This window comes from Nocardia sp. NPDC058658 (assembly GCF_042716665.1).
Classification (GTDB): Bacteria; Actinomycetota; Actinomycetes; order Mycobacteriales; family Mycobacteriaceae; genus Nocardia.
The window spans coordinates 38271-51240 of sequence record NZ_JBHXRR010000032.1; the positions used below are offsets into that span (position 1 = coordinate 38271).

The 12970-nt window shown below is 67.4% G+C and carries 13 protein-coding genes; 8 read left to right on the plus strand and 5 right to left on the minus strand.

Going from position 1 to position 12970, the window contains the following annotated elements:
- Positions 1–28: 28 nt before the first annotated feature.
- Positions 29–673, minus strand: a complete 645-nt coding sequence (locus ACFWUP_RS29260) for a disulfide bond formation protein DsbA (protein WP_379239197.1) — start codon at positions 671–673, stop codon at positions 29–31.
- Between the two features lie 152 nt (positions 674–825).
- On the opposite strand from ACFWUP_RS29260, the gene ACFWUP_RS29265 reads away from it, so the two are divergent.
- From ACFWUP_RS29265 to ACFWUP_RS29285, 5 genes are all read left to right on the plus strand, one after another.
- Positions 826–2046: an NAD(P)/FAD-dependent oxidoreductase gene (locus ACFWUP_RS29265; protein WP_379239198.1), complete on the plus strand. Its 1221-nt coding sequence runs from the start codon at positions 826–828 to the stop codon at positions 2044–2046.
- Between the two features lie 94 nt (positions 2047–2140).
- Positions 2141–2539: a YciI family protein gene (locus ACFWUP_RS29270; RefSeq protein WP_379239199.1), complete on the plus strand. Its 399-nt coding sequence runs from the start codon at positions 2141–2143 to the stop codon at positions 2537–2539.
- The gene (locus ACFWUP_RS29275; RefSeq protein WP_379239200.1) at positions 2536–3756 is read left to right on the plus strand and encodes an RNA polymerase sigma factor; all 1221 of its coding nucleotides are present in this window, start codon (positions 2536–2538) and stop codon (positions 3754–3756) included. The genes ACFWUP_RS29270 and ACFWUP_RS29275 overlap by 4 nt, the downstream gene beginning before the upstream one ends.
- A gap of 269 nt (positions 3757–4025) precedes the next feature.
- Complete coding sequence (locus ACFWUP_RS29280) at positions 4026–4502, plus strand: NUDIX domain-containing protein (protein ID WP_379239201.1); 477 nt, start codon at positions 4026–4028, stop codon at positions 4500–4502.
- 31 nt (positions 4503–4533) lie between these two features.
- A complete protein-coding gene (locus ACFWUP_RS29285; RefSeq protein WP_379239202.1) occupies positions 4534–4965 on the plus strand; it encodes a nitroreductase family deazaflavin-dependent oxidoreductase in 432 nt (143 codons plus the stop codon).
- A 161-nt stretch (positions 4966–5126) separates the two neighbouring features.
- Here the strand turns inward: ACFWUP_RS29285 and ACFWUP_RS29290 are convergent, their stop codons facing one another.
- Positions 5127–6074 carry an AraC family transcriptional regulator gene (locus ACFWUP_RS29290; RefSeq protein ID WP_379239203.1) on the minus strand — a complete coding sequence of 316 codons (948 nt, stop codon included), beginning with the start codon at positions 6072–6074 and terminating at the stop codon, positions 5127–5129.
- 122 nt (positions 6075–6196) lie between these two features.
- On the opposite strand from ACFWUP_RS29290, the gene ACFWUP_RS29295 reads away from it, so the two are divergent.
- Positions 6197–7003, plus strand: coding sequence for an NAD(P)H oxidoreductase (locus tag ACFWUP_RS29295; RefSeq protein ID WP_379239204.1), 807 nt, complete (start codon positions 6197–6199; stop codon positions 7001–7003).
- A 169-nt stretch (positions 7004–7172) separates the two neighbouring features.
- Here ACFWUP_RS29295 and ACFWUP_RS29300 read toward each other — a convergent pair whose 3' ends face one another.
- The gene (locus ACFWUP_RS29300) at positions 7173–7991 is read right to left on the minus strand and encodes an NAD(P)-dependent oxidoreductase (protein ID WP_379239205.1); all 819 of its coding nucleotides are present in this window, start codon (positions 7989–7991) and stop codon (positions 7173–7175) included.
- Positions 7992–8117: 126 nt separating this feature from the next.
- Between ACFWUP_RS29300 and ACFWUP_RS29305 the strand changes: the two genes are divergently transcribed.
- The gene (locus ACFWUP_RS29305) at positions 8118–8474 is read left to right on the plus strand and encodes a winged helix-turn-helix transcriptional regulator (protein ID WP_379239206.1); all 357 of its coding nucleotides are present in this window, start codon (positions 8118–8120) and stop codon (positions 8472–8474) included.
- Between the two features lie 106 nt (positions 8475–8580).
- On the opposite strand, the gene ACFWUP_RS29310 is transcribed toward ACFWUP_RS29305, so the two are convergent.
- Entirely contained in the window at positions 8581–9417 is an 837-nt protein-coding gene (locus ACFWUP_RS29310; protein ID WP_379239207.1) for a phosphoribosylaminoimidazolesuccinocarboxamide synthase, read from the minus strand.
- 54 nt (positions 9418–9471) lie between these two features.
- Positions 9472–9864 carry a hypothetical protein gene (locus ACFWUP_RS29315; protein ID WP_379239208.1) on the minus strand — a complete coding sequence of 131 codons (393 nt, stop codon included), beginning with the start codon at positions 9862–9864 and terminating at the stop codon, positions 9472–9474.
- A gap of 185 nt (positions 9865–10049) precedes the next feature.
- Between ACFWUP_RS29315 and pepN the strand changes: the two genes are divergently transcribed.
- Positions 10050–12641: an aminopeptidase N gene (pepN, locus tag ACFWUP_RS29320; RefSeq protein ID WP_379239209.1), complete on the plus strand. Its 2592-nt coding sequence runs from the start codon at positions 10050–10052 to the stop codon at positions 12639–12641.
- Positions 12642–12970 lie beyond the last annotated feature (329 nt).

The window sequence follows — 12970 nt, forward strand, 5'->3', positions numbered from 1 at the left end:
GCCGCTACCGGCACCCCCTGTTGTGCGCTCAGTCGAAGACCGGTTCCTCGGTGCGGGTGCGCTTGAGTTCGAAGAAGTGCGGGTACGAGGCCAGCGCGACCACGCCGTCCCACACCCGGCCCGCATCCTCACCGCGCGGAATGCGCGAGAGCACCGGCCCGAAGAACGCGGTGCCGTTCACGTGGATGGTCGGGGTGCCGACGTCGGGGCCGACCTTGTCCATGCCCGCGTGGTGGCTGGCCCGCAGCGCCTCGTCGTACTCGGTGGAGGTGGCGGCCTCGGCGAGTTCGGCGGGCAGGTTCAGCTCGGCGAGGGCGTCGGCGACGACCGCCGCGTAGGTCTGCTGCGGCGTCTCGCGCTCGTATTCGGCCTTGCGGTCGTGGATCCGCGAGCCGAGCGCGGTGTAGAGCGGCAGCAGGATCTCGTCGCCGTACTTCTGACCGGCGGCGATGGCGACCCGAACCGGTCCCCACCCGGCGGCCATCAAGTCCACGTAGCGCTGTGGCAAATCGTCTTTGCCTTCGTTGAGCACGGACAGGCTCATCACATGGAAACGCGCCTCGATATCGCGCACCTTCTCGACCTCCAGGATCCATCGGGAGGTGATCCAGCACCACGGGCACAGCGGGTCGAACCAGAAATCGGCGACATCCTTGGTGGCCGGTTCGCTCACAGTGGGGTTCCTCTCGGGTCAGCCTGCGGCGGGATTGTCCGCCCGTCGCCTGGTGCAACCGCGGCGCCGCCGGAATCGTTCCCGTCGACCCGAACGCGCACTAGGCTCGAGTTGCGAGGAGTCCGGAGTCGTCCGCGAGAAGGAGTCCGTTCATGAGCTCGAATCAGCATTTCGTCGTCATCGGTGGAGGTCTGGGCGGGGCGAAGATCGCCGAAGCCTTGCGCGCCAACGACTTCGACGGCCGCGTCACCCTGCTGGCCGCCGAGGACGAGCTACCGTACGAGCGCCCGCCCCTGTCCAAACAGCATCTGGCAGGCACCCAGCAACTGCCCGATTTCACCGTCGACCCGGCCGCCTGGTACCGCGATCACCACGTCGACCTGCGCCTGGGCACCACCGCGACCGCATTCGATCCGATCGCCAAGACGGTGACGCTGCCCGACGGGTCCACCCTCGACTACGACAAGCTGGCGTTGGCCACCGGTTCCCGCGCGCGCACCCTCGACATTCCCGGCGCCGACGCCCCGAACGTCTACACGCTGCGCACCATCAACGATTCGAACGCGCTCGTCGAGGTCCTGCACACCGACAAGCGCCTGGTCATCATCGGCGCGGGCTGGATCGGTCTCGAGGTCGCCGCGCAGGCCCGCGCCAAGGGTGTCGAGGTCACGATCATCGAGTCGGCCGACCTGCCGCTGGTCAACATCCTCGGCCCCGAAATGGGCAAGTTCTACGCCGACCTGCATCGCGCGCACGGCGTCGACCTGCGCACCAACACCACCGTCGACGCGATCCTCACCGACGAAGGCGATGCGACGGCCGTGCAGCTCGGCGACGGCACGGTGGTTCCCGCGCAGGCGGTGCTGGTCGCGGTGGGCGCCCAGCCCAATATCGAGGCGGCGACCGCGGCTGGGCTCGCGGTCGACGGCGGCGTGCTGGTGGACGCGGCGTTGCGCACCAGCAACCCCGATGTGGTCGCGGTGGGCGATATCGCCGAGGAGGAGCATCCGCTGCTGCATCGGCTGGTGCGCGTCGAGCACTGGGCGACCGCTCTGAATCAGCCCGCGGTGGCGGCGAAGACGATGCTGGGCAAAGTCGCTGTGTACGACCGGCTTCCGTACTTCTTCAGCGATCAGTACGACGTCGGGATGGAGTACACCGGCTACGTCGGGCGCGGCGACGATGTGCGGGTGGTGGTGCGTGGCGATCTCGACAAGCGCGAGTTCGTCGCGTTCTGGCTCGACAAGCAGAACAAGGTGCGCGCGGGGATGAACGTGAACGTCTGGGATGTGACCGACCGGATCAAGGAGCTGATCGGCTCCGAAGAGCCCGTCGATCCCGACCGACTCGCGGACACGAATATTCCACTGTGATCCAGTTCACATCGCCGGTTGTGTCGAAGACGGCGGCTCGGCTCCGACCAGTTGTCGAATGCGCCACCACGGCGCACCGAACAGGAGCCGAATCATGAAATTCATGCTGGTCAAGACCTACTCCCCCGCCGCCAACTGCGATATCCCGCTGCCGGAATGGGCACCGGAGGACATCGCCGCCCACATCGATTTCCAGCGAGCACTGGGCGAACAGCTCGCCGCCGCGGGCGAACTCGTCGACGCACAGGGCCTCGCCGCCCCCGATCAGGCGATGATCGTGAGCTCCGATGGTCGCTCGGCCCCGGTGGTGACCGACGGACCGTTCCCGGAGACCAAGGAGTTCCTGGCCGGGTACTGGATCGTCGATGTCGACTCCGCCGAGCGGGCGGTCGAGATCGCGGCGCAGGCCTCGGAGGCGCCAGGGCCGGGCGGCGTGCCGATCGGTGAGTACATCGAGGTGCGTCAGGTGATGAGCGCGCCCGAACCCGCGTGATCCGCCGTGTCGAGGACCTGCTGCGTGAACTCGCGCCGCAGGTCCTCGGCGTTCTGGTCCGCCGCTTCGGCGATTTCGACCTGGCCGAGGACTCGGTGCAGGATGCGCTGCTGGCGGCGGCGACCCAGTGGGCGCGCGACGGCGTGCCGGAAAATCCGCGCGGCTGGCTGATCCAGGTCGCCCAGCGTCGGATGGCCGACGCGGTGCGGGCCGAGGTGGCGCGGCGACGCAGGGAGACAACGGATTTCCTGCGGGAAGTGCCCGTGGAGTCGGTCGCGCACGACGACACCCTCGACATGTACTTCCTGTGCTGCCACCCCGACCTACCACCCGCGGGCGCGGTCGCGCTGACGCTGCGCGCGGTCGGCGGCCTCAGCACCGCCGAGATCGCCGCCGCGTTCCTGGTCCCCGAATCGACCATGGGACAACGGATCTCACGGGCGAAAAAGCGGCTGACGGAGTCGGAGCGGCCGTTCGCCGACGGCGCACACGACAGCGCCAGAGTGGATGCGGTGCTGCAGGTGCTGTACGTGATCTTCACCGAAGGCCACACCAGCAGTTCCGGCGCCGGCTTGCGACGCGGCGACCTGTCCGCTGAAGCGATCCGGCTGACCCGCGCGCTCAGTTCGCTGATCCCCGACAACACCGAGGTCACCGGCCTGCTCGCGCTGATGCTGCTCACCGACGCCCGCCGCGCCGCCCGCACCGGACCGCACGGCGAACTGATCCCGCTCACCGAACAGGACCGCTCGCGCTGGGACCGCACGCAGATCACCGAAGGCCTGCGCCTGCTCACCGCGACCCTGCCCGCCGGGCTGACTGGGCTGTACCAGATGCAGGCCGCCATCGCGGGTCTGCACGCCGGGGCGCGCCAGGTCGAAGACACCAACTGGTCGCGAATCCTGCTGTTGTACAACATGATCGAACGCAGGACTCCCAACCCGATGATCACCCTCAATCGCGCCGTCGCCACCGCGATGGTGCACGGCCCGGCTGCGGGGCTCGCCGTCACCGACACCGTCGCCGAGCCGCTCGCGCGCTCCCATCGCCTCGCCGCGGTGCGCGGCCACCTGCACGAAATGGCGGGTGATTCCGCTGGCGCCGTGCGCGAATACCAGCGCGCCGCGCGGCAGACCGCGAGCGTCCCGGAGCGCGACTACCTACTCCTGCGCGCCGCCCGCCTGCGCGCGACTGACCACTCGCCTGCACGCGAGTAACCGCTCACCTGCGCGCGAGTGACACCCCGCGGTGATCACACCGCCGCCGAGCACTGCGACCCGGCGACCGCAACGGATCAGGTCCGACACCGCACCGCCCGCAGGCCACTGCGTAGACGCCGAGACCATCCGCGGGTGCCTTCGATCGCGCGATGACCGGCTGGGCCGACGCCGACCGGGCCGAGTTCACCCGCTTGCCCCCGATTCGTCGGCGCACTCGACTGACGCCACGACCGGGTCACACCACCGCGCCTGGCAGACTCACGGTTATGACGGACGTATTCAGTGCTGGCCTGCTCGTGTATCGCCGCCGCGAGGCCGGGGTCGAGGTGCTGCTCGGGCACATGGGCGGGCCGCTGTGGGCGAAGAAGGATGCCTCGGCGTGGTCGATCCCCAAGGGTGAGTACGTGTCGGAGGAGGAATCCGCGCGTGACGCCGCCCGTCGCGAGTTCACCGAAGAACTCGGACTGCCCGCACCCGAGGGTGAGTTCGCCGAACTCGGTCAGGTGAGTTATCGCAGCGGGGCCAAGCGCAAGATCCTGAAGGTGTGGGCCGTCGAGGGCGATCTCGACCCGGCCGAGGTGGTGCCCGGCACGTTCGAGATGGAGTGGCCGCCGCGATCGGGGCAGGTCGCGGAGTTCCCCGAGATCGACCGGGCGGACTGGTTCGACCTCGCCACCGCGGCGGAGAAGCTCGGTAAAGGCCAGCGACCGTTCCTGAACCGTCTGGTCATCGAGCTCGGTTGAGATCCGGGGCGCTCGGAGTAGATTTCACAGTATGCCCAGCGACCTGCAGCTGAAGATCATGAACACCGTCCATCGCGCGTTGCTCACCGTGAGCGGCGGCCGTATCGGCACCTCGTTCATGGGGATGGCCTCCCTGGAACTCACCACGATCGGGCGCAAGTCCGGCTCGCCACGCAAGTCCATGCTGACCGCCCCCATCATCGACGGTGACACGATCGTCGTCGTCGCCTCACGCGGTGGCGACGACACCCACCCGGCCTGGTTCCTCAACCTGCGCGACAACCCCGACGTCGAGGTCTCGCTGCGCAACGGACCGGAGCGCCCGATGCGGGCCACCATCGCCACCCCCGAACAGCGCGCGCAGCTGTGGCCGCGCGTCGTCGCCGCGTACAAGGGCTACGGCGACTACCAGAAGAAGACCACCCGCGAGATTCCCCTCGTCCTACTCACCCCGCGAACCTGAAGACTCCGAATTTCTTCGGGGTCGCCCGCCGCGCCGTAGTCAGGTCTCCACGGTGCGATCCCCACGATCCGGTCCACACAAGCGCAGCTCTCCCCAGACAGGCTCCACGTCTGGGTGGCCTCGGGCGAATCTGCGCGTGGGCACCCGGCACGAGGCGACCGCTACACCCGCGCGGCCCGGAACTCGGTGGGGCTGGTGCCGCGCAGTCGTTTGAACGCCGCGCTGAAGCCGAAGGCGTCGGAATAGCCGACGGTGGTCGCCACCTGCGCGACGCTGCGGGCAGGGTCGGCCAGGAGTTCCTCGGCTTCGGCCATCCGCCATTCGGTGAGGTAGGCCAGCGGCGGTTCGCCCATCACCTCGGTGAACCGCCGGGCGAACAGGGCGCGCGAGACCGCCGCCTCGGTGGCCAGGCTCGCCACGGTCCAGCGGTCGAAGGGCCGGTCGTGGATGGCGGTCAGCGCCGGTCCGACCACCGGGTCGGCCATGCCCCGGTACCAGGCGGGTGCGCAGTGTTGCTGTTCGGCGAGCCAGGAGCGCAGCGTGCAGACCAGCGCCCAGTCGAGCAGCCGGTCCATCAGCGCCTGCGAGCCTGCGCTCATGCGAACCGCGTCGGCGGCGGATTGTTCCAGCCACCGGCACATTTCGGGGTCTTCGTGGACGACCATCACCTGCGGTAGCGCTCGCAGCAACCGTTCGTGTCGTCGCCCCGAGGCCCGGTAGGCGCCGACGAGCAGCGAAGTCTCGCCTGGCACACCGGTTCTCGTCGGCAGCTCGATCAATTCCGGTGTGGCACAGTTGAAGTCGGCGGGTCCGAAGCCGTCGGGTACGAAGCAGGACAGCTCGTAGCGCTCGTGCGGACGGTCTAGCGCGGCGGGCGTGTCGGCGAGGTGGAACGGTTCACCGGCCTGTACGAGCGCGGTGTCACCGGCGATCAGACTCGTGCGCGATCCGTCGGCGAGCACCAGCGTGCCACCGCCGCGCAGCACCGTCACCATGATCAGCGGCGCACGATCGGCGAAGCGAATCGTCCACGGTGGGCGCAGCACGGCATGGGCCACGACCGATCCTTCGGCACGAATGCCGCTCAGCAACGAACTCAATGGGTCCACCTCACCAGCGTAGACGAATTCCTATCGACTGGAGATGATCACCCATAGATCGTCCACGTGATCCGCGGTTCACTGAATGGACCGGGCCGACAAGCCCGCATCCGATCGAACAGGAGCCCACCGTGACCCAGTCCGCCGCTACCACGACTGCCACCGCCGACCCGACCACCACCGGATCGCGCACCGCCGACTCCCCGACACCGAGCACGTCGCCGGTCGCAGGCGGCACGGCAACTCCTGACACCACGGCGCCGACCGCCGACCGATCCGCCCCGACCGCGCTCGTCGTCCTCGGCCACCATCGCGCCGATTCACTGTCGGCCCACATCGCCCGCCGGGCCGCCGACCGGCTCACCGCCGCCGGCTACGCGATCGACTTCCTCGACCTGCACGCCGAGAACTTCGACCCGCGCATGACCGTGGCCGACCAGCCCGACTGGGGCAATCGCGACAAGGTCTACTCCCCCACGGTCGAGGCGCACATGCGGCGCATGCTGGCCGCCGACGTCATGGTCGTGGTGTTCCCGGTGTACTGGCAGAGTGTGCCCGCGCTGCTCAAGGGGTGGATCGACAGCGTCTGGAACTACGGTTTCGCCTACGGCCGCAGCAAGCCCCGACTGGCGGGCAAGCGCATCCTGTGGCTCGGATTGGCAGGGGCGACAGCGGATGACGAGATCATCCCCGGCATGCAGCAGCTGCTGGAGGCCCAGCTCAACGTGGGTCTGGCCGAATACGCGGGCATCACGAATTCCCGGGTGGGCTTGCTCCCCGATGCCGAGGAGCAGCCCCAAAGTATCGACGCCGAGGGCAATCTCGTGATCGGCGAGGCGATCAGCGGTGACGCGCGGACCGTCCACTACGCCGCGTTCGACGCGAAAGCCGAGGCCTTCGTCGACGAGTTGCTCGCCGTCGACCTCGTCACGGCCTGACCCCCGTCGACGCGCAGTGGCCCCTGGCCGGTCACTGCGCGCTCGGGTGCACCTCCCGAGCCAGGCCGACCGTGTCGCAGTCCGGCGTAATCACACAATTCGGCGCGAAAGAATCAGAAAACTGATTCTCGGACGCCGTTTTGTGCGATTACGCCGGTCGAACTCTCGGTCACAAGCCGACGAGCGCGCGGCGCAGCACGCCGTAAAGCTCGGTGGGATTGCCGGATTCGGCCGCGGACTTGTCGATCAGGTCGATGGCGGCGGCGGTGAACTCGTCGCTCTGCGGCTGTACATAGTCCGCCGGGTTGTCGACGCCAGGGGCAAACCCCTCGAGCAAGGCCGCCACCGACTGGAGGAACGGCGCCGTCAACTCGGCCAGTCGTGCTGCTGAGCCACCGATGGAACGCACCATCGTGCCGCCCTGGCGGAACGCGGCGAACATGGCGTACATGGCACCCAGGATCGACACGTCGTACATAGCGGCGGCGCCGAGGTCTTCGCCGACGAATTCGGCGCGACCGAACAACTCCAGTACCGCGCGGAATCGCTCGAATCCGGCGGTCGCACCGCTGTAGAGCACGAAAGCCTCAGGTCCGCCGATCATTTCGGGCACCGCCATGATGCCGCCGTCGATCAATTCGACCTCGTTCGCCTCAGCCCAGCGACCCAGCGAACGTGCCTGCTCGGGCGAGGTGGTGGTCAGGTTGACCACCACCTTCCCGCGTACCTGGTCCGCGGCGGGCTCGAGATGTTCCCGTACCGCGGCATCATCGAGCACGCACAGGATGACCAGATCCCCCGCCGCCATCGCCTCGGCGGAATTCGCCGCGACCTTCGCACCATCGGAAACCAGCGCTTCAGCCCGCGCCGCAGTGCGGTTCCATACCGTCACCTCGTGGCCACCGGCCAGCAGCGCCTTCGCCAGTGCAGTACCCATCACTCCGAGTCCGATAACCGAAACATGCTGTGCCGCAACTTGGTTGACCATTTTTCTCCTAGTTCCGAAGCTCTGCGCCGCCGATCAGCAACGCCCTCCTAGAATCACCTGTTGCGCTACACTGGACAAGTACCGACTATGAAGTGCAATACCCACCAAAAGGTAAGTAAGGCGAGCATGAAGCAACGCGAGCGCCCATATTCCTGCGAACTCGACGCCGCTCTCGACGTCGTCGGCGGCAAGTGGAAAGCCCTGATCCTGTGGGCTCTGTTCACCGGCACCCAACGCTTCGGCGACCTGAAACGCCTGATCCCGGGCGTTACCGAGAAGATGCTGATCCAGCAGCTACGCGAGCTCGAACACGACGGGATCATCAGCCGCGAGGTTTACGCGCAGGTGCCTCCGAAGGTCGAGTACTCGCTCACCGACCGCGGAGTCTCACTCAACGCGGCGCTGGCCGCCCTCGGCGCCTGGGGTAGGGAGAACATGACGCACATCTGCGCAGTCAAAGGCGTAGACGCGCCTGTGCACTGACGAAGATCAGCCGTCGAAAAGACCTTCTGTACCCGGATAAAACGCGGCGTGACCTTGCGTCAAAGATGTTGCGGCACCAGAACTTATCGCCTGGCGCCGCATCCGATCAAGCCTGCGTCCCCGCCCACTTCTGGCCGGTGATCCGCTCGTAAGCCTCTTCGTACTTGCGGCGAGTTCCTTCGACGACGTCAGCCGGGATCTCGGGGCCCGGGTATTCCTTGTTCCAGCCGGTCGAGGTCGACCAGTCGCGCACGAACTGCTTGTCGAAGGACCGCTGGGCGCGACCCGGCTCCCACTCGTCGGCGGGCCAGAACCGCGAGGAGTCCGAGGTCAGCACTTCGTCACCGAGGGTGAGAACGTCACCGTCCCAACCGAATTCGACCTTCGTATCAGCGACGATCACGCCCGCCTTCGCGGCGTGCTCGGCCCCACGCGAGTAGATCTCGAGGGTCAGGTCGCGCAGCTTCTCCGCGACCTCACGCCCCTCCTGGTTCACCACATCGGCGAAACTGATCGCCTCGTCGTGCCCCTCGGACGCCTTCGTCGACGGCGTGAAAATAGGCTCGGGCAGCTTGTCCCCGTCGCGCAGACCCGCAGGCAGCGCGATCCCCGACACGGTCCCCGACCGCTGGTACTCCTTGAGACCGGAGCCGGTCAGGTACCCGCGCGCGATGCACTCGACCTGCAGCATCTTCAACGGCTTCACCCGAATCCCACGCCCGGCGAACTCCGCGGGCACATCGGTCGCCGAGACCACATGATTCGGGATCCCGGTGAAGTACTCGAACCACCAGTTCGACAACTGCGTCAGCAGCGCGCCCTTGTCCGGAATCGGCGTCGGCAGCACCACGTCGTAGACCGAAACCCGGTCCGACGCGACGAGCAGCAGGGTATCGCCGTCCTCGTAAAGGTCGCGAACTTTCCCCGCGTGCACATGCTTCACCGTGGACCTCCGAATCCCTGAACCGAACCTGTCGTGGGGAAACGATACCGTCGCCTATGTCGCGACCGTCAGCGTGGCACCGGCGACGAGCGCGATGAAGGCGACCGTGCCCGACACCATGGGCAGATACTTGATCGGAACGAAGAACAACGACGACGTCGGCGCGTATTCGATCGGCTCACCGGTCTCGGGATGGGTCACCTCGACCATCGTCGTGCCGTCGACACCGACGACCTCGAGGCGGCGCGGCTTGTCCAGCCCGTCGATCAGGTACCACAGCAACGCCCACACCACGGTGACGATCAGCGCGTTCAGCCCGAACAACAGCGCCGCGCCCGCGCCGCGCGCAGGCCCACCCATCAGCGACTCCTCGACCGCGAGCGCGGGCAGGATCACCACCGGGATGAGCAGAAAGAACAAGATTCCCCAGCGGGTCCAGATGATCACGAAATTCCCTACGAGCGTGGCGCCGTCGCGCCGATCGAGCGACCACGATCGTTCATGGTCATCGGGAATGTACTCGGCCGACCAGGAGCCGAAATCATCGCAGGGAAAACTTGCGCGCGCCGCTACGGCCGGGGTGGCATTGTGGACGCCGAAGAGCCGTGTACGTCGTAGAGCGAAGGAGATCAATGTCTGCCCCGAATCTCACCCGCGATCAAGCGGTCGAGCGTGCCGCCGTTGTGGCTGTGCAGAACTATCGGATCGAACTCGACCTCACCGATCAGCCGCGCGGTGCCGGGTCCGAGGTGTCGGACACGTTCGGGTCCAAGACCACGGTCAGCTTTACCGCCACTCCTCGCGCGAGCACCTACATCGATCTGGTGGCCGCGCGGGTGCGGTCGGCGGTGCTCAACGGGGTTGCCCTCGATGTGAGTGGATATGACGAGTCGACCGGGATCGCGCTGCCAGAGCTGGCCGAGAACAACGAACTGGTCGTCGAGGCCGACTGCGAGTACTCGCACACCGGCGAGGGCCTGCACCGGTTCGTCGATCCGACTGACGACAATGTGTACCTGTACTCGCAGTTCGAGACCGCCGATGCCAAGCGTATGTTCGCCTGCTTCGATCAGCCCGATCTCAAGGCCACCTTCGACATCGTCGCCACCGCGCCCGAGGACTGGGCGGTCATCTCCAACGGTGCCGATATCGAACAGCACAAGATCGGCGCGGTCGTGCGCCACACCTTCGCCACCACCCCGCTGATGAGCACCTACCTGGTCGCCATGATCGCGGGCCCGTACGCGAAGTGGACCGACACGTTCAGCGACGCGAGCGGCGAGATCCCCCTTGGCCTGTACTGCCGTGCGTCGCTGGCCGAGTACATGGACGCCGAGCGGCTGTTCACCGAGACCAAGCAGGGTTTCGAGTTCTACCACAACAACTTCGGCGTGCCGTACGCGTTCGGCAAGTACGACCAACTGTTCGTGCCCGAGTTCAACGCGGGCGCCATGGAGAACGCGGGCGCGGTCACCTTCCTCGAGGACTACGTGTTCCGGTCCAAGGTGACCCGCGCGTCGTACGAGCGTCGCGCCGAGACCGTGCTGCACGAGATGGCGCACATGTGGTTCGGCGACCTGGTCACCATGAAGTGGTGGGACGACCTGTGGTTGAACGAGTCGTTCGCGACCTTCGCCTCGGTGCTGTGCCAGGCCGAAGCCACCGAATACACCAGTGCCTGGACCACTTTCGCGAATGTGGAGAAGTCCTGGGCCTACCGCCAGGACCAGCTGCCCTCCACCCACCCGATCGCCGCCGACATCCCCGACCTGCACGCGGTGGAGGTCAACTTCGACGGAATCACCTATGCCAAGGGCGCTTCGGTACTCAAGCAGCTCGTGGCTTACGTCGGGTTGCAGCCGTTCCTGGCCGGACTGCGCGACTACTTCGCCGAACATGCTTACGGCAACGCCACTTTCGACGATCTGCTCGCCGCGCTGGAGAAGGCGTCGGGGCGTGACCTGTCCGACTGGGGCGCGCAGTGGCTCAAGACCACCGGGCTCAATATCCTGCGCCCCGATTTCACCGTCGCCGCCGACGGCACCTTCGCGAACTTCGCGGTCGTGCAGGAAGGCGCCGCGCCCGGTGCGGGCGAGTACCGGGTGCACCGGATCGCGATCGGCGTCTACGACGATGTCGACGGAAAGCTGGTGCGCACCAAGCGAGTCGAGCTCGACCTCGACGCCGCCGGACGCACCGAAGTGCCCGAACTGGTCGGCGTGCCGCGCGGTGCGCTGGTGCTGGTCAACGACGACGACCTCACCTACTGCTCGCTGCGTCTGGACCCCGATTCCCTCGACGTGGTCGTGCAGCGCGTCGGTGACATCGCCGACTCGCTACCGCGCACGCTGGCCTGGTCGGCCGCCTGGGAGATGACCCGGCAGGCCGAGATGAAGGCCCGCGATTTCGTCGCACTCGTCCAGCGCGGGATCGGCTCCGAATCCGAGATCGGGGTGGTGCAGCGCCTGCTCATGCAGGCCGCCACCGCCATCTCGAGCTACGCCGACCCGGCGTGGGCCGACCAGGAAGGCTGGCCCGCCTTCGCCGACCGGCTGCTCGAACTGGCCCGCGGCGCCGAGGCCGGTTCGGACTACCAGCTGGCCTTCGTCAACGCGCTGACCGGGTCGAAGCTGGAAGCACGCCACCTCGACGTACTGGCCCAACTACTCGACGGCGACCCGGCCGCGGCCGGTTTGGCCGGGCTCACCATCGACACCGACCTGCGCTGGCGCGTCGTCACCGCCTTGGCAGCGGGCGGCCGGATCGACGCCGACGGCATCGACACCCCCACCATCGACGCCGAACTGCAGGCCGACCCGACCGCGGCAGGCAAGCGTCAGGCGGCCACCGCGGCCACCGCGCGCCCGATCGCCGAGGTCAAAGCCAAGGCCTGGAACACCGTGATGGGCGACGACTCGGTCCCCAACATCACCGCCCGCGCCATCGTCGGCGGCTTCGCCCCCGCAGGCCAGGGCGACCTGCTGGCCCCCTACGTGGACAAGTACTTCGCCGAAATCCCCGCAGTCTGGGACCGCCGCTCGAGCGAAGTAGCCCAAACCGTCGTCATCGGCCTCTACCCCCACTGGGCAATCACCGAAGAAGCAGTAACCAAAGCCGACGACTTCCTCGCAGGCAACCACCCACCCGCCCTCTACCGCCTGGTCTCCGAAGGCCGAGCAGGCATCGAACGCTCCCTCCGCGCAAGAGAATTCGACGCAAAGTAGACCCACCAGGTAGGGCGGCGAACAACAACCGCCGCCCTACCGCACCTCAAACCCCGCAGCCCTACCGCACCACCAGCCACCACACACCCCGGCCCCCATGACCGCACCACCAGCCACGCACGACCAGCCTCGAGAAAGGTCCCACCGCGCAGCAGCGGTAGCGGCACTGCCGCGAAGCTAGCCGCGGTTGCGTCGAGGCACACCCCGAAAACCGCCATAACCGCATTCCCAACCCCGCACGACCCGACCTCGAGGAGGGTCCCGCCGCGCAGCGGCGGTAGCGGCCCGGCCGCGAGTTAGCCGCCGTTGCGCATGCGCGAAGCGCGGGG